Origin of the sequence: Nodosilinea sp. FACHB-141, assembly GCF_014696135.1 — a bacterium.
Lineage (GTDB): Bacteria > Cyanobacteriota > Cyanobacteriia > Phormidesmidales > Phormidesmidaceae > Nodosilinea.
In genome coordinates this window covers 137,517-154,042 of record NZ_JACJPP010000022.1, presented here as the reverse complement: position 1 = coordinate 154,042, position 16,526 = coordinate 137,517, and the positions used below count along the sequence as shown (strand labels likewise).

20 protein-coding genes are annotated in these 16,526 nt (G+C 50.6%); 9 read left to right on the top strand and 11 right to left on the bottom strand.

Translation table 11 applies throughout. From position 1 onward, the window contains the following. The first annotated feature begins 84 nt into the window (after positions 1-84). The gene (gene tyrS / locus H6F59_RS23060) at positions 85-1,332 is read left to right on the top strand and encodes a tyrosine--tRNA ligase (protein WP_313887295.1); all 1,248 of its coding nucleotides are present in this window, start codon (positions 85-87) and stop codon (positions 1,330-1,332) included. 215 nt (positions 1,333-1,547) lie between these two features. Here the strand turns inward: tyrS and H6F59_RS23055 are convergent, their stop codons facing one another. From H6F59_RS23055 to rph, 3 genes are all read right to left on the bottom strand, one after another. Continuing rightward, positions 1,548-2,315, bottom strand: a complete 768-nt coding sequence (locus H6F59_RS23055; protein ID WP_190706284.1) for a phycobilisome rod-core linker polypeptide — start codon at positions 2,313-2,315, stop codon at positions 1,548-1,550. 97 nt (positions 2,316-2,412) lie between these two features. After that, positions 2,413-2,538 carry a hypothetical protein gene (locus H6F59_RS26865; RefSeq protein WP_277882453.1) on the bottom strand — a complete coding sequence of 42 codons (126 nt, stop codon included), beginning with the start codon at positions 2,536-2,538 and terminating at the stop codon, positions 2,413-2,415. 17 nt (positions 2,539-2,555) lie between these two features. Beyond that, a complete protein-coding gene (gene rph / locus H6F59_RS23050) occupies positions 2,556-3,272 on the bottom strand; it encodes a ribonuclease PH (RefSeq protein ID WP_190706281.1) in 717 nt (238 codons plus the stop codon). Between the two features lie 303 nt (positions 3,273-3,575). On the opposite strand from rph, the gene H6F59_RS23045 reads away from it, so the two are divergent. Both H6F59_RS23045 and dcd read left to right on the top strand, forming a co-directional pair. After that, on the top strand, positions 3,576-4,130 hold the full coding sequence (locus H6F59_RS23045; protein ID WP_190706277.1) for a P-loop NTPase family protein: 555 nt from the start codon (positions 3,576-3,578) through the stop codon (positions 4,128-4,130). Positions 4,131-4,149: 19 nt separating this feature from the next. After that, positions 4,150-4,749, top strand: a complete 600-nt coding sequence (gene dcd / locus H6F59_RS23040) for a dCTP deaminase (RefSeq protein WP_190706273.1) — start codon at positions 4,150-4,152, stop codon at positions 4,747-4,749. 68 nt (positions 4,750-4,817) lie between these two features. On the opposite strand, the gene H6F59_RS23035 is transcribed toward dcd, so the two are convergent. Further along, positions 4,818-5,315 (bottom strand): DUF2165 family protein, encoded by a 498-nt coding sequence (locus H6F59_RS23035; protein ID WP_190706268.1) that lies wholly within the window; start codon positions 5,313-5,315, stop codon positions 4,818-4,820. Between the two features lie 40 nt (positions 5,316-5,355). Here H6F59_RS23035 and H6F59_RS23030 point away from each other — a divergent pair, with 40 nt between their 5' ends. Beyond that, the gene (locus tag H6F59_RS23030) at positions 5,356-6,051 is read left to right on the top strand and encodes an N-acetylmannosamine-6-phosphate 2-epimerase (RefSeq protein WP_190706265.1); all 696 of its coding nucleotides are present in this window, start codon (positions 5,356-5,358) and stop codon (positions 6,049-6,051) included. A 77-nt stretch (positions 6,052-6,128) separates the two neighbouring features. Here the strand turns inward: H6F59_RS23030 and H6F59_RS23025 are convergent, their stop codons facing one another. From H6F59_RS23025 to H6F59_RS23000, 6 genes are all read right to left on the bottom strand, one after another. After that, positions 6,129-6,248, bottom strand: a complete 120-nt coding sequence (locus tag H6F59_RS23025; protein WP_071527210.1) for a photosystem II reaction center protein J — start codon at positions 6,246-6,248, stop codon at positions 6,129-6,131. 83 nt (positions 6,249-6,331) lie between these two features. Continuing rightward, positions 6,332-6,451: a photosystem II reaction center protein L gene (locus H6F59_RS23020; RefSeq protein ID WP_190519956.1), complete on the bottom strand. Its 120-nt coding sequence runs from the start codon at positions 6,449-6,451 to the stop codon at positions 6,332-6,334. A 9-nt stretch (positions 6,452-6,460) separates the two neighbouring features. After that, positions 6,461-6,595 (bottom strand): cytochrome b559 subunit beta, encoded by a 135-nt coding sequence (gene psbF / locus H6F59_RS23015; RefSeq protein WP_073607318.1) that lies wholly within the window; start codon positions 6,593-6,595, stop codon positions 6,461-6,463. Between the two features lie 31 nt (positions 6,596-6,626). Further along, positions 6,627-6,875, bottom strand: a complete 249-nt coding sequence (psbE, locus tag H6F59_RS23010; protein ID WP_190519958.1) for a cytochrome b559 subunit alpha — start codon at positions 6,873-6,875, stop codon at positions 6,627-6,629. Between the two features lie 97 nt (positions 6,876-6,972). Next, positions 6,973-7,977, bottom strand: a complete 1,005-nt coding sequence (locus H6F59_RS23005) for a photosynthesis system II assembly factor Ycf48 (RefSeq protein ID WP_190706261.1) — start codon at positions 7,975-7,977, stop codon at positions 6,973-6,975. Between the two features lie 96 nt (positions 7,978-8,073). Beyond that, positions 8,074-8,379: a rubredoxin gene (locus H6F59_RS23000; protein ID WP_278002582.1), complete on the bottom strand. Its 306-nt coding sequence runs from the start codon at positions 8,377-8,379 to the stop codon at positions 8,074-8,076. Positions 8,380-8,823: 444 nt separating this feature from the next. Between H6F59_RS23000 and ndhC the strand changes: the two genes are divergently transcribed. The 5 genes from ndhC (at position 8,824) to H6F59_RS22975 (ending at position 14,485) form a co-directional block, all read left to right on the top strand. Next, positions 8,824-9,186 (top strand): photosynthetic/respiratory NAD(P)H-quinone oxidoreductase subunit C, encoded by a 363-nt coding sequence (ndhC, locus tag H6F59_RS22995; protein ID WP_073607322.1) that lies wholly within the window; start codon positions 8,824-8,826, stop codon positions 9,184-9,186. After that, the gene (nuoB, locus tag H6F59_RS22990; protein ID WP_242021636.1) at positions 9,177-9,920 is read left to right on the top strand and encodes an NADH-quinone oxidoreductase subunit NuoB; all 744 of its coding nucleotides are present in this window, start codon (positions 9,177-9,179) and stop codon (positions 9,918-9,920) included. The genes ndhC and nuoB overlap by 10 nt, the downstream gene beginning before the upstream one ends. After that, positions 9,921-10,472 carry an NAD(P)H-quinone oxidoreductase subunit J gene (locus H6F59_RS22985; RefSeq protein WP_190706258.1) on the top strand — a complete coding sequence of 184 codons (552 nt, stop codon included), beginning with the start codon at positions 9,921-9,923 and terminating at the stop codon, positions 10,470-10,472. Between the two features lie 645 nt (positions 10,473-11,117). Continuing rightward, positions 11,118-13,316 carry a polysaccharide biosynthesis tyrosine autokinase gene (locus H6F59_RS22980; protein WP_190706254.1) on the top strand — a complete coding sequence of 733 codons (2,199 nt, stop codon included), beginning with the start codon at positions 11,118-11,120 and terminating at the stop codon, positions 13,314-13,316. Between the two features lie 17 nt (positions 13,317-13,333). After that, positions 13,334-14,485 (top strand): polysaccharide biosynthesis/export family protein, encoded by a 1,152-nt coding sequence (locus H6F59_RS22975; RefSeq protein WP_190706252.1) that lies wholly within the window; start codon positions 13,334-13,336, stop codon positions 14,483-14,485. A 732-nt stretch (positions 14,486-15,217) separates the two neighbouring features. Here the strand turns inward: H6F59_RS22975 and H6F59_RS22970 are convergent. Beyond that, a complete protein-coding gene (locus H6F59_RS22970) occupies positions 15,218-16,486 on the bottom strand; it encodes an O-antigen ligase (protein WP_190706250.1) in 1,269 nt (422 codons plus the stop codon). Between the last annotated feature and the right edge of the window lie 40 nt (positions 16,487-16,526).

The following is a 16,526-nucleotide window of genomic DNA, read 5'->3' as shown; positions in this document are numbered from 1 at the left end:
CCACAACTTATCAGTCAGTGGCTTTAGTGCGCTAAACCTGTTTTCTCTGGCCCCTGGGCAATACCAACCCGCCATCCCTATCCCATGAACTCAGTCACCATGACCCAGGCTCACCCCAGCTCCTCCCCGGTTGAATTTGAGAGCATTTATCGGGGCATCAGCGAGGTCTTTCCCCACCAGCCAGACTCTAGCGACCCAGAGCAGAACCTGACACAGCGGCTACTGAAGTGCGATCGCCCCCTGCGGGTCAAGCTGGGCATTGATCCTACTGGCGCTGAAATTCACCTGGGCCACAGCATTCCGGTACGCAAGCTGCGCGCCTTTCAGGATGCCGGCCACACTGCCGTGCTGATTATTGGCGACTTCACCGCCCGCATTGGCGACCCCACTGGCAAGTCGGAGGTGCGCCGCCAGCTCACAGAAGCGGATGTGAAGGCCAACGCCGAGACCTACCTGGAACAGGTGCGCCCCATTCTCGATTTCGATACGCCCGGTCGGCTGGAGGTGCGCTACAACTCGGAGTGGCTGTCTTCCCTCGACCTGGGCAAAATTCTTGAGCTGCTCAGCACCATGACCGTAGGGCAGATGCTGGCCAAAGAAGGCTTCTCCGAGCGCTACGGCAAGGGCGAGCCGGTATTTCTCCACGAGTTTCTCTACCCACTGATGCAGGGCTATGACTCAGTGGCGGTGCAGGCCGACGTGGAGTTGGGCGGTACCGACCAAAAATTCAATATTGCCGTTGGGCGCGATTTGCAGCGCCACTTTGGCCTGCTACCCCAGTTTGGCCTGCTCGTGCCGCTGCTGCTGGGCACCGACGGCATCCAAAAAATGTCGAAATCCCTGGGCAACTACGTGGGGCTCCAGGAAGATCCTCTGAGCATGTACTCCAAGCTCGAGAAGGTGCCCGACTCGCTGATTAAAGACTACTTTGAGCTGTTGACGCCCTTCGCGCTGGATACCCTGCCAGAGAACCCGCGCGATCGCCAAAAGCTGCTGGCCCTAGAGGTCACCCGCCAGTTCCACGGCGAAACGGCGGCACAGCAGGCGCAGCAGGCCGCCATCAACCTCGTTCAAGGCACTGGTGAGCCTGCGGCCGGGGTGCCCGAGTTTTCCTTAGCTGAAATCAATTTTCCGGCCAAACTGTTCTATTTGGTGGGGTCTACGCCGCTATGCACCAGCAGTAGCGAGGCCCGCCGCCAAATTCAAGGAGGTGCCGTGAAGCTCGACGGCGAGAAAGTGACCGATCCCAACCAAGAGTTTGTCAGCCCCGCTGATCTCATTGGCAAAGTGGTGCAGGTGGGCAAGAAAAAATTCGCCCGGCTCATAGCTTAGTAGTCTGCGAAGCCAAAGTTAACGGGCTAGTAGGGTTCAGGGTTTAAGGTCTAGGGTTCAAGGCCTACTGTCTATCTACACCTTGAACCCTAAGCCGTTAGAGCTAGTCACAATTGGCTTGCTCAAGTACTAAATGGCCCGTGACGAGTCCGAGCCCAGTTCAGTTCGAGTCCGCCACCGTGGAACATGCTGCTGAATGCTCTAAGCGCGATGACCTATCGGGCGGGCTGCATCAGCAAGTGGCGCAGCTTGTCGCGCTCAGTGATAGAGAGGGTCGCGGCAAACACTTCCAAATCCTGAGGTCCCATCGTACTCAGCACCTGGTGCAGCGCCTCTGCTCCCGATATGGCTACTGTAGCCGCTGCCGCTGTCCGCAGGGAATGGCTAGATTGTATTGGTGCCCCAGGCAAACTACAGCTGCCGCCGTCGCAGTTGAGCTGAAGGTCGTGCCAGGTCATTGTAGGCACAATCCAGCCGCGTCGACCGTGCAGCTCATGCAGCAGCACTTCAGTTTCCCAGAACGTTCTTGGAGATGGGTAGCTGTCCTCGGCCCAGGCGTGAGGCACAGTAAAGCAGCCAAAGTGCTTACTGTAATCGTCAGAGTCGAGCAGAGCAGTAATCATGGCTTTAACGCCCTGCCGCATCAGAATATCGCAGTAGCGATGCATTTCTGCCGAATCGCTGGGGGCACGGCCGATGAAGTGCTTGAAGCACAGCTCAATAAATTTTGGGTTAGAAGAATTGTAGTAAAACTCATTGAGATAGACCTCAGAATGGCCCAGCTCGCGCAGAAACCGCTTGACACCAATTTTATTTCGCAAGAACTCCGCTTCGATTTTGGCGAGCTGCTTACGTTCAAACCCATAGGGCTGGCGTTCGAGCACCTGAGCATAAATTTGGTGTAGGGCTGCCTGGCGCTCTTCTCCCGGAGACTGCCGGCTCACCGTGATTTCTTTCATCGAAAACGCATCTATAGATGTCATGGCAAACCTTCCTGCGCGAGAAAACTACGATTCCAGACTGTGGCCTAATTTCAGACTGCCCAAGGGCAAAATTCAGCTGATAGTCTTGATGCGTTTCTTAACGATAGGAATTGGTTTTACTCTCTCGTTCTAGGAAAGAAGTGCCCTCTAGCGATCGCAACTCCGACGCAACTCCGAGCACTGCCCCCAGTTCTAGCAGGGCAGCGCTGGATAGAACAGCCATCCTCTCAAGCGATGTACCTACAGCAACGCCGCCTGCTGAGCCTCTAAGAGCTGTTTAATGCCCAGCTCACCCACCTCTAGAATCTGGTTCATCTGCTGACGGCTAAAGCTACCCTCTTCGGCCGTACCCTGAACTTCAATAATGTTGAGCTCCTCGTTAAGCACCAGATTGAAGTCTACGGCTGCCGCCACGTCTTCGTCGTACTGCAAATCGAGCAAGACATCATCTCCAATGAGGCCAACGGAGACAGCGGCAACTCCGTGCACTAGGGGCGATCGCGTCAACAATCCCTGCGCCACTAAGCCTTGCACCGCATCGGCTAGGGCCACATAGCCCCCTGTAATCGATGCGGTGCGGGTGCCCGCATCGGCCTGGAGCACGTCGGCGTCTACCAGGAGAGTGCGTTCCCCCAGCAGCTCAAAATCAAGAGTCGATCGCAGACTACGCCCAATCAGACGCTGAATCTCCTGGGTGCGACCCGATAGCTTCATGAGCTCACGAGCCTGCCGCTGGGGGGTAGCCCCTGGCAACATGCGGTACTCAGCCGTTAGCCAGCCCCGACCCGACCCCTGCAAAAATCGCGGCACCCCCTCTTCTACAGACACGGTGCAGAGCACCTGGGTATTGCCGCAGCGGGTTAGTACAGAGCCTGCCGAAAATTTCGTAAATTGGCGTTCAAAACTTACTGGCCGCAGCTGGTGAGGTTGCCGACCATCTGGACGTTGCCAAGCCATACAAGGTGCCCCTAATGCCCTCCATAGAATACAGCAGACTCCCTTAGACTAGGCAGCTTTTCCGCCTCCTCGAGCGCAGGTTCCAAAGGATAGTTGATCGGGCTAAGCCATTAGAGCTAAATACAGTACATAAGCACTTCATGAATGCATATAGAGTAATTCGTCGATTCACGTTGGGGGAATCACGCTATATTTAGCCCTACAATCCAAGCTACCCAACCTAGAAACGTAGCACTACGCTGCTGCCGGCTTTGGTGTGGTCAACGGATAACTGCCGTTCTTCTGCCCTCGATGGACTAGCCCATGGTCTCCCAGATCAAACCTCTTTCCCTAGCGCCGTCCCCTGCCTCGCTCGTTCGCCATCCGCTCTTACAGACAGTAGAGGGCACCGTACAAGTCTTTACCGCCGTACACCGCAACTTTTTCACCAATGTTATGGTGCAGGCTCTGCGGATCGCTGACCAGGGCAAAGCTGTGCTGATCGTGCAATTTCTCAAGGGAGGCATTCACCAGGGGCCTGATCAACCGATGCAGTTTGGCCAAAATCTAGACTGGATTCGCGCCGACATGCCGCGCTGTATTCATGACCCGGTAGTGAGTCCCAGTGAGCAGCAGGCCATTCAAGACTTGTGGTCTCATACCAAAGCGGTCATAGCCCGAGGTCGCTATGGGCTCATCGTGCTCGATGAACTCAGCCTAACCGTCAACTACGGTCTGATTCCCACCCAAGACGTTGTAGACTTTCTCAAGCAGCGCCCTCCTCAAGTCGATGTCATCCTCACTGGCCCCGACATGCCAGATCCGCTACTCACAGTGGCCGACCAAGTAACCGAATTTCGCCGTAACTTTTTGCCCTAGCCGTCCAGGAAGCTTTGCCATGATTAAGAACGATGCCTGGATCGACAAAATGGCTAAGGAGGGCATGATTCAGCCGTTTCAGCCCTCCCTGGTGCGACAGCTAGAGAACGCTGACCATTCTCTAGGACAGCCAGTTATCAGCTACGGGCTGTCGTCCTACGGGTACGACATTCGGCTATCTCCTGCCGAATTTAGAATCTTTCGCCATGTTCCGGGTACGGTGGTTGATCCCAAAAATTTCAGCCCCGCCAATTTAGAACCCACCGCCCTTAAAACTGATGAGAGCGGCAGCTACTTTATCTTGCCGGCCCACTCCTATGGGCTGGGAGTAGCCTTAGAAAAAATTTCTGTCCCCAACAACATCAGCGTGATTTGCATCGGCAAATCGACCTACGCCCGCTGTGGCATCATTGCCAATCTGACCCCAGCTGAAGCGGGGTGGCGCGGCCACCTCACCCTAGAGTTTTCTAATTCCTCTAGCGCCGACTGTCGCATCTACGCCAGCGAGGGAGTGGTGCAGCTAATTTTCTTTGAGGGTGAGCCCTGCCAGGTTAGCTACGAAACCCGCCAAGGCAAATATCAAGACCAAGCAGAACAGGTCACACTGGCCAAGGTGTAGATCAGGCTTCACCTGGGTGTAAAAGTGTGGTTAGGGGGTGCGATCGCCCATCCTCAAGCCAAGCCACCCTACTCAAGCAAGTTGCCATCGGGCAGGCTGAGGTAGAGCAGCACAAAACCCACACAGCCGATAAAGCGAAAGGCGGGCTGCTGTCCATTCCACTCCAACGACTGCCACATGGTGAACCACTCCCCACCTACCACCATGAAGCCCACAAACCAAAATAGAAACGCCAGGGTCAGCCCATAAATAGCCGTAGCCTTAGCCCGGTTAAAGGTGATGCCATCGCAGTTCACAACTTTCAGCAAGCGCATGGCTCCACCTAGACAGAGAGCGGCGATCGCCGACTCAATCCCTATGATCACCCCATAGGCCGCCTTCTGAAGGCCCAATGAGGTCACAGCTCGCCAGGTTAGCTGACTGTCTACAAGGACCGTATCCATGCTCAGCACGTGCTGAATGTACCTAAAATTGGCGTTGTAGTCCGTCAGATTATTGAGCACAATTACCAAGGCCAGCAGACCAATAGAGGCTACCAGCAGGGTTTTTGAAATCCGAGTTGCCATAGATCAAACTAGATAGCGCTGTTGTGGAGTAAGTCCTACCTTGAAGAGCATTTTGGAATCGTTGCAGGGCGGGCTCGTCGTATCGTGCCAAGCCCCGGGTGACTCGCCTCTGCACAATGCGACGGCGATCGCAGCCATGGCCGAAGCTGCCCTTAACCGCGGAGCCGTTGGGGTACGCATCGACAGCCCTGACCACATCCAAGCCGTACGGGCCCGCTGCAATTCCCCCATTATCGGCCTCTGGAAGCAGGTTATGCCGCCCTCGGAGGTCTACATCACCCCTCAGTTTCATCACGCCGAGGCAGTAGCCCAAGCCGGCAGCGACATTATCGCCGTTGATGCTACCCAACGGCCCCGCCCCAGTGGTGAAACCTTAGAGCAAATTATTCAGCAAATTCACGAGCGTCTAGGCCGCGCCGTCATGGCCGATGTCGATACCCTCGACAACGCACTCAAGGCTATTGACGCCGGGGCAGACTGCGTCGGCACCACCCTGTTTGGCTATACCGCAGAGACTCAAACCGAAACCCCGCCCGGGTTTGACCTACTCCAAGCTATGGTGAAACAGTGCCCCGTGCCAGTCATCTGTGAAGGCGGCATTGCTTCTCCAGCCCAGGCTAAGCAAGCCCTTGATTTAGGTGCCTATGCCGTTGTCGTAGGCACGGCGATCACGGGTATTGATTACCTCGTGCAGCGCTATGTCAGCGCCCTCGATCGCCCCTTAGCTATCTCCTAGACCCACTTAAAAAGGCTAGGGCAAGCAGGTATAACCCAACTCGCCCCAGCCTCTAAATCTAGAACTGCTCGAAGCAGCTACATGGCAGACCCTACACCAGCGTAGGCACCGTAGAAAAATAGACCCACCACCACCAGCACACCAGTACCGGCAACAGTTGCCACGATCCACAACGGAATTCGTCCACTCTGAAGCATAATATCCACCTCCTACTAATCTGGTAAGAAACTCAACACAGTCTGAGCACCACAGCACTGCCGGCTAAGACAGCCCTGGAACTTTAGTTAAAGAAGTAGCTAGAGAACAGCAGACCCAGCACAAAAACTAGCAGCAGACCCAGATATAGGGAGGTGCGGTTTAGCTCTACCGGTTGCTTATTCGGGTTTGGACTACGATCCATGGTTTTCTCTTATCGTTGAATAAACTGCATTGCCGCGATCGCCCCTAGGAAAAACACGCTGGGTACCCCTAAGGTATGCACAGCTAGCCAGCGCACGGTGAAGATCGGGTAAGTAATGGGCTCGTTCGGAGAATTGCTTTGCATAGGTTCAATCAAACGTTGGAATACTAAAGCGTTATCGATTTGAGAACGTGTCGATCTGATCTTTCGCGTCGAAGCGATCGCTCACAATCGGCAGCTGCATTTGGTTGTCGGGATAGTAGGAGTTAGGGCGAGGCGTGCCAAAGGCATCGTACGCCAAGCCTGTGCTCACGAAGAGCCAGCCCGCAATAAATAACATGGGAATGGTGATGCTATGGATAATCCAGTAGCGAATACTCGTTACGATGTCGCCAAAGGGGCGCTCGCCTGTAGAACCTGCCATATCAACGTCTCCTCTCTGAACACGAAGAATCTGATCTAATCATAGAGAACCCCGGAAACCCTAACAAGCTATTTCAGCGAAGTTCTCCCAACTTTCCCTAGGCAACCTCAGGCTGGTACTTGAGAATAGTTCCGTCCTGACCCAGGATGAAGCCCTTCTCTGGCCCCAAGAACTTCACTCTATAGAAGTTAGAGGGTACGTCTCCAACGGCTTGATCTTTCAACCAGGTCTTGCCACCGTCAAAGCTGCAGAGCAGATTGCCACCACCACCAGTCACCCAAACCTCATTGGCGGTGCGAAAAGCCATGTCTAGCAGTCCCCAGCTCGTTCCAAACTCAGGGCTCAGAGCCTCGGTGAAGTCATCTGAGGAGCGAGAGTTGGAAAACCTCACCTGGCCGCCGCGGGCGATAACCCAGAGTTTGCCGTCGCTATCAAACCCCATGTTTTGCAGACGTCTTGAATTCTGACGGTTGTGAGGAATCCACTGATCCTGCCCCGGTGCCCAAGTAGAGTAAAAATTTCCTCGAGACGACACCGCCACATACCGACCGTCATCAGAACGGACCATATTCCGCACCACCCCGACAGCTCCCTGCACCAGAGCCTTCCAGGTCCGCCCCCCATCCTCTGTACGGTAGATCGCTCCAATATCAGTAGCCATCTCAGCCGACTTGTTGCCAACAGCCGTAACCAAAAAGGGTGAACCCGGCAATTCTTTGCTCAAAGGCACGCTTTCCCAGGTTTTCCCCCCATCACCGGTGTGCAAGAGGACCGACGGGAGGCCCGCAACCCACCCCTCATTACCGGAAAAATCAATGGAAGTAAACGTATAAGCTTGATCTTCCAAGGCCAATTCACGGACTTGCCAGGTATCACCGCCATCTTGAGTTTCTAGCAAGGTATTCCGGCTACCCACAATCCAGCCGTGATTGGCATTTTGGGTAAATGCAATGTCAGATAGAGTAGACTTCACGGGCACCTGGATGACTTCCCAGGGATGCACGTCTGCGTCCGGCAAAAAATAACCAGAGCAGCTGGTTGCCAGCAGCACCGCCACTAGCATCACTAAGCCTCGCTTTAACCAGTCAAACGCAGCGTGCATAGACAATCAAAACCCGTACTTCCTAAACAACACTCAAGTCAAATCCGCAGAGCCCGCTCTCTACCCCTGAGGCGCCTCCAAAAAGCGCTTACAGCACTACCTCAAACCGTAAAGGCTGATGAAAAACATAAACCCTACGGCCAAAGCGCCAAAGATTAAAATATTTTTCTGGCCAGGAGTCAACCGATTCACGCCCAAGCCGAAGTTCAAATTCTCCTTAAAGCCCGAGGGAGAGTTGACCGGGCCAATGTTGGCAAATCGCTTCTTCGGAGCACTACACACCGGACAGCGCCAGTTCACAGGTAAATCCTCGAAGGCAGTGCCTTGAGGAATTTTAGCCCGACTGTCACCCTTAACTGGCTCATAGGAGTAGCCGCAGGATCGACATTCGTAGCAATCCATTTCCTCAGGAGACAGGACAACCACCTCAGCCGGGCTACTCTCAAGGCCATCAGCCCCCTCAGAATTAGCAGCCAGATCTACAGATTCAGATGAATTAGCCGAAGGATCAGACTCAACACTCATAGGACTAAGGCACCTTAAATTCAATCAAGAGTTACCGGGGCGGTCAGAATTCTCCGTGGTCCGTCCTCTGTGACCAGAAAAAGCTCACCAAACAACGTGCAGGGCAAAGATGCTCGTTGTAAACAATTATGACACAGTTGGGCCACCCAGCTTTTGGGCTAATCCTTGGCTTAAGTTTGCGATCGCACAGCCAAGCTTCCATTGCCAAATCAACTTTGACCCTAGTTTTTCAGCTAAATTGCCTTAGAATACACCTGAAGCGCATGGGCTGCTAAGTCTCAGACCGCACTGTGTGAAATAGCCTTCTAGGGTGGTGAACCTGTGTTCGTCTTATCTGGTTACGAATATTTCCTAGTCTTCTTACTCATATCCTGTCTGGTGCCAGTGGCCGCATTGACAGCCTCCAAGCTGTTGCGCCCTGTTAGCCGAGGTCCTGCCCGCAGAACCACCTACGAGTCGGGCATGGAGCCCATTGGTGGCGCATGGATTCAGTTCAACATTCGCTACTATATGTTTGCGCTGGTCTTCGTTATCTTCGACGTAGAAACTGTCTTCTTGTATCCATGGGCGGTAGCGTTTAACCAGCTAGGCTTGTTAGCATTTGTAGAAGCATTGATTTTTATTGCCATCTTGGTTGTTGGTCTTGTGTACGCTTGGCGTAAAGGAGCCTTGGAATGGTCATGACACCCCCCTCAGCCGCCGATCCGCTTTCTCTGGCCCCAGGGGAAAAGCTTGCCAATCCTTCAGCACCGCCTGCGGTAACCCATGGGCTATCTGAGAACGTCATTTTGACTACGGTCGATGACCTTTACAACTGGTGTCGGCTATCCAGCTTGTTCCCCTTGCTCTATGGCACCGCCTGCTGCTTCATTGAGTTTGCAGCGTTGATTGGCTCTCGCTTCGACTTCGATCGCTTCGGGTTGTTGCCTAGAGCCAGTCCTCGTCAAGCCGACTTAATCATTACCGCTGGCACCATCAACATGAAGATGGCCCCTGCCCTAGTACGGCTCTACGAGCAAATGCCAGATCCCAAGTACGTTATTGCTATGGGAGCTTGTACCATCACTGGCGGCATGTTCAGCAGCGACTCCACTTCGGCAGTGCGTGGAGTCGACAAGCTAATTCCGGTTGATGTTTATATCCCTGGCTGCCCTCCCAGGCCTGAGGCAATCATTGACGCCATCATCAAGCTCAGGAAGAAAGTAGCAACAGAATCTATGCAGGATCGTGCTTACACCCTGCAAACCCATCGTTTTTATGAGCGCAGCCATCAGCTTAAAGCAGTGCCTGCAATCCTAACAGGTCAGTACTTACAGACAGGCACTCATACCGTGCCGCCCAAGGAGCTCATGGAAGCTATGGGGATGCCCATGTCTGAAACTGTAGCAGAGCTGACTCCCGAGAATAAGGAGGTTTAAATGGCTGAAGAAGACTCCCAAGCATCATCTCCGCAGCCAGAGCCTGCCGGTGAATCATCGGCAGCGCCTCTAGTTGAGGCGGGCGCTGTATCCAGTTGGCTAACTGAAAACGGGTTTGACCACAGGTTAATGCCCCGCGATCATTTAGGAATAGAGATAATTACGGTAGAACCGCAATTTCTTATTCCAATCTGTACTGCTCTATATGCCTATGGCTTTAATTATCTCCAGTGCCAAGGAGCCTATGATGATGGTCCAGGCAAGGAGCTGGTGAGCTTTTACCATCTGGTAAAACTGGACGACAACACCGATAACCCCGAAGAAGTCAGAGTTAAGGTATTTTTGCCTCGTAGCAATCCTCGAGTACCTTCGGTGTACTGGATCTGGAAGGCAGCCGATTGGCAAGAGCGAGAAAGCTATGACATGTATGGCATCGTTTACGAGGGCCATCCCAATTTAAAGCGACTACTTATGCCTGAGGACTGGGTGGGCTGGCCGCTTCGCAAAGATTATATTTCTCCCGACTTCTATGAGCTTCAGGATGCCTATTGAGGCTCCAGCATGAGGTTTACGTTTGTGAAGCGGTTACTAAAAGCTGTTACAACAATCCGTGAACCTCTTGTACAGCTTTCAGCTACTCCTGTGTTTAGGTCGAGCAATTTTTTCGGCAAGCGACATTTCCGCAGGATATTAATTAATTGAGTAAGTCGCTGGCTTCCTGTGGGCGTAGTCTTGGGGTTTGAGAAATAGCCTGATGTTCTTTCATCAGGCTATTTTCCGTAGATGGGTCTTATTCACCGAATTTGCTTGTGCCTGCAAAACTGCACTTGGGTGAGCAGACTTACGACATCAAGTTCCTGATAGGCTTTGAGCATCATAGAATCGTCATCATTGTTAAGACAGTGCTAGACAGCTCAACACCCCTCCCCCCGCGACTGCTTCCATAGGATATGCTTGCGTAAAGGGTTTAAGCATCTATTTAAATCAGATAGGCAGTTATACGAGTCTTTGACTCATTATTTAGACCTACTAGCGTTCACCACTAAGGCGACCTAGACATTTTCACTTAATGCGGCCGACTGCAGGTCAAAACCTGTAGTCTAAGCAATCGAGTTGTCTATGTGGAATGGGACAGTAGCTTACCGCATTGCGTAAGTAACCAGATTGTTTTCAGGCGTATCTCACTTCTATTCGTCTATGACTAACAAGACCTACCAAGATTACGTTGAAGAAATTGACCTACAACGCTACTGGCTAGTGCTGAAACGGCGTTGGTTGCCAGCGACTCTTGTGCTAGGCACCTGTATGGCAGGTTCAGTACTCTTTGCCTTGACGCGGGACCCGTCCTATAGCGCAGAAGGCAGCATACTGGTTAGGCCAGACCTTACGCCAACACTGACTGGGGTAGGGACAGATATTAGGGAACTCCCTCTCTCAGTGAACAACCTCCAGAACCAAAGTTCTGTTGTGCTTTCAACTGCAGTTATGGAATCCGTTATTGAGAACCTGGGTCTTACGGATGATGACGGCTTGCCTCTAAAGCCAGCAGATCTAAGCACCAAACTCAAAGTAGAGTCTACAGAACAGGCAGACATCTTACAGATTGCCTATAGTTCCGACGATCCGGATGAAGCTGCTACCGTCGTTAACGCGGTAATGGATGCATATCTAGAACGAGACATTCTCAGCAACCGCCTGAAGGCAGCTACAGCTAGAGAATTCATTGAGCGGCAACTGCCTATTGCGGAAGCTGATCTAGACCGTTCGGCCGCAGCACTGCAGCAGTTCAAGGATGCTAATGGCATTGTTGTTCTTGAAGACGAAGCTGTCGTAGCCGTTACTGCGATCGCTGAGCTAGACACCCAGATTCGCGATGTGTCTTCTACTCTCGCTAGTGCCAACACTCAAGCAAGCAAGCTACAAGAACAATTAGCAATCCCACTAGAGCAAGCCAAACGCATCGAAACCTTAAGCCAGTCTACGGCTGTTCAGCAAGCACTAGCAGATTTACAGCTAGCCCAAGCAGAGTTGGCAAGTCAGCGTAGTCTCTATCGAGAGACTCACCCCACCGTCATCAACTTAGAGCGCCGAGTAGAATCACTGGAAAGCCTGCTTAGGGAACGAGTTGAAGACATCGTAGGCACAACTGAGCTTGCGGGTCTCGGCAATCTACAGATGAGCCCTCTAGATCAACAGCTCACAACAGACTTAGCCACAGCCGTCGTAAACCGTTCTAGTTTGGCTAGTCAACTGCAAAGTCTGGTTGAATCTCGAAATCGTTACGCCGAGAGAATTCAGGCGTTTCCAGCCCTTGAGAAGCGCCAATTGGAATTGACTCAGCGTCTTCAGTCAGCTCAGCTAAACTATGAAAATCTTTTAGCAGCTTTTCAACAAACTCAGCTAGCTGAAAACCAAACCGTCGGCAGCGCCGAAATTTTGGAAAGGGCTGAACCTGCAGAAGACGCTGGTAGCCTACTTATTCCGGCCCTTGTCGTTGGCACCTTTCTAGGTAGTTTGCTTGGCATTGCTTGCGCCTTCTTCCTAGATTTGGTCGACAAATCAGTCAAAACTGCCAAGGATGGCGAGATGTTGCTGGGCTACACTCTACTCGGTTTAGTTCCTAAGTTTCGCACAAAGTCTGAAAGTGAAGGCTCTACAGCCTACCTTGCGGGCAGACTTGACCGAGCTGCCTATATTCCTGCCCTTGATAGAGATCAACCCATGGTCTCGGCAGCTTTTCAAATGCTTCAGGCAAATCTAAAATTCACCAGCTCTGACACCCCTCATCGCGTCATCGCAATTACCAGTTCAGTTTCCGAAGAAGGTAAATCTGAAGTTTCAGCCAATTTAGCTGCTACTTTGGCTCAATCAGGTAAACAGGTATTGTTGATTGATGCTGACCTTCGCTCTCCATCTCAGCACCATATTTGGGATGTTATTAACCGAGCTGGTTTAAGCCAAGTACTCATTAGAGAAGAAACCCAGCAAGACGTTGTCCACCAAATCTCTGAGAACTTAGCTCTCATGACGGCTGGTGCTCTTCCACCTAACCCTCTAGCCATCCTAGATTCTGAGCGAATGGCAGATTTGCTCCAGCAGATGAAGCGGCAGTACGACTACATTTTAATTGATACACCGCCGCTCCTAGGGGCTGCAGATGCGGCCGTGCTAGGGCGCATGTCTGACGGTGTTCTGTTGGTGCTCAGACCTCGAAAAGTAGACTCTGCAAATGCCCTAGCAGCCAAGTCTTTCCTAGAACGGTCGCAGGCAAATGTCCTAGGCGTAGTTGCCAACGGAGTAGATATTAATAACGAGCACGGCGATTATGTCTCTCGCATTAAAGCTGGCGAGTATGGGAAGACAACGCTATCAGAAATGCAAACAACGGTTCGTTAGACTTATTGCTTAAGATTATGAAACTAGATAGACTTTCTATTGCGCTAATTTCGCTCTCAGCCACATTAGCTCACAGTTGCCTGTGGAGCTTAGGAGCAGCAAATGCTCAACAATCGGTAGAATTTAGCTCTCCAACCGAGTCAGTAAATGCTCAACAATCAACAGAGTTTAATTCTCCAACTATCGAGCTACCAACTTCACAGGCTCCTGGAAACTATATTTTAGGAGCAGGTGACCAAATTGCTATTGAGGTCTTCGGATACGAAGAGTTCACTGGTTCACGGGTGGTTTTGCCTGATGGCACGATGCCTTTTCCATTCTTAGGGTCTATTCAAGCAGCAGGAAAAACTGTCGACAATTTATCTGAAGAAATTACCCAAGGGCTCAATGCCTATCTGGTAAACCCAGTCGTCAATGTCAGCTTAACGGCGCTGCGTCCAGTAGTTGTAGATGTAGCGGGTGAGGTTTATCGTCCTGGACCTGTACAGCTGAGTAGCTTAACCTCAGCTGAAACGCAGCTAGATGTAAACGCCCGGATTACAGCAGCCACAACCACACCAACCTTATCTTCGGCCTTAGTGGCTGCGGGCGGGATACGCCGCACAGCAGATATTCGCTCAGTTATTGTCCGGCGACAGCTATCAAACGGTCAGGCGCAGGATATTTCTGTGAACTTATGGGATGCAATTTCCAGTGGCGGTCAAGGCAACAACTTGGTGCTCAGAGATGGAGATTCTATCTTCGTACCTAAGGCACAGCCCGGTGCTGAGATTGATCCATCTTTAGTAGCAAGTTCAAGCATTGCTCCAGACAATGTTCGAGTGCGCGTTATTGGCGATGGCGTAGTTCAACCAGGGGAAGTACAGATACAGCCAAACAGTTCGGTGGCTGGCGCGATCGCTGCGGCTGGTGGCCCTAATTCTGATGCAGCACTAGGAGAAGTTCGCCTCGTGCGACTCTCAGAGACAGGGCAGGTTGAAGAGCAGAAAGTAGACCTTTCCAGCTTGGTAGATAACTATCAAGTTCAGGATGGAGATGTGATTTTAGTACCTAAGAAAGGTTACCTGGTCGGCATTGATACTATAAATCGAGCCTTAACTCCAATCTTGGCTCCTTTAGGTGGTATCTTCAACATTCTGGATGTCTTCAACATATTTAATGATGACTAAGCAACTGTGTTGAAGCAAGGTTACCGTAAGAGAGCTAGCTCTATGTAATTGGCCTGCCTAAAGTTCAAGTATTTTATCAGATCAATACTGCTGAGCTAATCGAAGCACTCTACTATACTTAAACTCCTTGGTCAACCAAGGAGTTTTTTTAGCGTCTGATATTCGTAGTATAGCCATCGCTAAATCAATCAAAGCATGCTGTATCGCCTTTGATTGCGATAGTCTGTGTAGTGTGGCCCCTTTTTATCAGTGGCAATGACTTGTGTGCTAAACACAGCAGTCAGTGTTATAACACTTCGTCAGTCTCGCTACTTGTATGAAAACTCTAGAGCAGTCCTCTGTTCAGCTATATAAGAAGAGAATGCGAAATCAAGCATTCATCATCTGTAGCATTAACATCCAAAACATCCAATTTTTGCATTCTACCGGTGAGTTAACACAGACTAGCCTTCACTGTCAAAAAGCTCAATTACTGATTAAAATATAGCCTTTCCTAACATCTTGTCATCAGCAACGTTAGTTCTAGACTTTTGCCCTAAGCTTGCTTGACTAATAAGCTACTAAACTGACAATTAGACTATCAAGATAATGAGCTGATTTACTTTCGAATGTTAGTTAGTTTTTGGCTATAGGCAAAGTAGCTTGCCACTAGACAGATATTCCGCAGTAGATTGAATAGTATTCTAATACCTACTCTAAAAGATCTATTGCTCTAAGTCCTATAAAAATGCTCTAATCCTTTGAGGCGAAAACCTTTGGGGTTAAAGAGAAAGCTAGGATAATAAAAATGATCCAATACAAGGTGGTTAGACGAGCCAGATAACTTTCGAAGGTGTTGAACAAAACAAGCATTGATAGGAATAAAAGAGGCCACAGATAAGCTGCTTCTTTCCGGTCATAGGCAAGCCTTGCTGCCCTGACATAAGTCATAAACCATGTGACGCAGAAGAACGAAAAGCCGATAAAACCAACATCCAGAATAAGATCTAAAAAGCCATTATGCGCATGAGGTGGAACATGATATGCAAAAGACTCAAAGCCAGTCGTCAGACCTACCGAATCCCAAAATACACCTCTTCCATATCCAAGGTATGGGCTGCCTGGAATCTTCGCATTGATAACAAGATGCCAGATAAGTGTTCGTGTAGATAATGTAGGATCTCTATCAAAGTAATCAAGAATATCTACCCAATTGGAGAATAGAACATAAAAGAAGCTAACTGAAACTAGCACAAACAAAGCACCTAGTAGAACTGAGCGTTTGCCTAGCCAAGCAAAGCGACGATAGAAAACTGTTAGCGTTAGTCCTACAAAAGAAAGAGTTAACGCTGTAACGGAACTACTAACAAGTAACGCCGCAAAACATCCCCCAAGAAGTATTAGCGCCCATCTCTGCTTCTCTTTGGCATAATTAGCTAACATAAAGAGAGCTATCAAAGTCATTGCTGAGTGCGCACCAAACTGATTTTTCTGAGCAAATACCCCTTTCCAGCTACCAACAAAAGGGCCCTCAATATGACGCCCTACCCCCGGCATAGCAACCGCCAGAGCTACGCTTTCTAGAAAAACTATAACCAAAACCCATAGAACTATCTTAAATTGCTGCTCTAGCGTAAACCTAGAGGCAATATAAAGACTCAACAAAAACATTGGGATAAATTCTTTCCAGATGGAATCTATTGTGACTGAAGGATTGTAGGACCACAAAAAGGAAATGGAAGTAATGAAAATTATCCCCAATGCCCATTTGTTACTAAGAGCCGTCTTCAGTGTTTCAATAGGACGCAGTGACAATAACAGCACAACAGCTGCGTAGGCAGCATACCGAATCAAGGTAATAATTGGTGTTGGAATAACCGGAGCTGCGGCGAGATCTGCTCCAAAGCCAAAAGCTCCTGCAAAAAATAGAAGATAGAAGACTGCAAAGCATGTCTCCGCAAAATCAATTTGCTTTCCAGATACTACGGTGTTACCGTTAAGGGTAAGTTTTTGAGCTTGCATGGCGTCAAGGGCTTTAACAAACAATATGGGAACAAATTCT

Excerpts from the sequence above, each read along its gene's own strand:
- tyrS (WP_313887295.1), top strand. The coding sequence starts at position 85 with ATGAACTCAGTCACCATGACCCAGGCTCACCCCAGCTCCTCCCCGGTT.
- H6F59_RS23055 (WP_190706284.1), bottom strand. The coding sequence starts at position 2,315 with ATGACATCTATAGATGCGTTTTCGATGAAAGAAATCACGGTGAGCCGG.
- H6F59_RS26865 (WP_277882453.1), bottom strand. The coding sequence starts at position 2,538 with ATGGCTGTTCTATCCAGCGCTGCCCTGCTAGAACTGGGGGCAGTGCTC.
- rph (WP_190706281.1), bottom strand. The coding sequence starts at position 3,272 with ATGGCTTGGCAACGTCCAGATGGTCGGCAACCTCACCAGCTGCGGCCA.
- H6F59_RS23045 (WP_190706277.1), top strand. The coding sequence starts at position 3,576 with ATGGTCTCCCAGATCAAACCTCTTTCCCTAGCGCCGTCCCCTGCCTCG.
- dcd (WP_190706273.1), top strand. The coding sequence starts at position 4,150 with ATGATTAAGAACGATGCCTGGATCGACAAAATGGCTAAGGAGGGCATG.
- H6F59_RS23035 (WP_190706268.1), bottom strand. The coding sequence starts at position 5,315 with ATGGCAACTCGGATTTCAAAAACCCTGCTGGTAGCCTCTATTGGTCTG.
- H6F59_RS23025 (WP_071527210.1), bottom strand. The coding sequence starts at position 6,248 with ATGCTTCAGAGTGGACGAATTCCGTTGTGGATCGTGGCAACTGTTGCC.
- H6F59_RS23020 (WP_190519956.1), bottom strand. The coding sequence starts at position 6,451 with ATGGATCGTAGTCCAAACCCGAATAAGCAACCGGTAGAGCTAAACCGC.
- psbF (WP_073607318.1), bottom strand. The coding sequence starts at position 6,595 with ATGCAAAGCAATTCTCCGAACGAGCCCATTACTTACCCGATCTTCACC.
- psbE (WP_190519958.1), bottom strand. The coding sequence starts at position 6,875 with ATGGCAGGTTCTACAGGCGAGCGCCCCTTTGGCGACATCGTAACGAGT.
- H6F59_RS23005 (WP_190706261.1), bottom strand. The coding sequence starts at position 7,977 with ATGCACGCTGCGTTTGACTGGTTAAAGCGAGGCTTAGTGATGCTAGTG.
- H6F59_RS23000 (WP_278002582.1), bottom strand. The coding sequence starts at position 8,379 with ATGGATTGCTACGAATGTCGATCCTGCGGCTACTCCTATGAGCCAGTT.
- nuoB (WP_242021636.1), top strand. The coding sequence starts at position 9,177 with ATGGTCATGACACCCCCCTCAGCCGCCGATCCGCTTTCTCTGGCCCCA.
- H6F59_RS22985 (WP_190706258.1), top strand. The coding sequence starts at position 9,921 with ATGGCTGAAGAAGACTCCCAAGCATCATCTCCGCAGCCAGAGCCTGCC.
- H6F59_RS22980 (WP_190706254.1), top strand. The coding sequence starts at position 11,118 with ATGACTAACAAGACCTACCAAGATTACGTTGAAGAAATTGACCTACAA.
- H6F59_RS22975 (WP_190706252.1), top strand. The coding sequence starts at position 13,334 with ATGAAACTAGATAGACTTTCTATTGCGCTAATTTCGCTCTCAGCCACA.
- H6F59_RS22970 (WP_190706250.1), bottom strand. The coding sequence starts at position 16,486 with ATGCAAGCTCAAAAACTTACCCTTAACGGTAACACCGTAGTATCTGGA.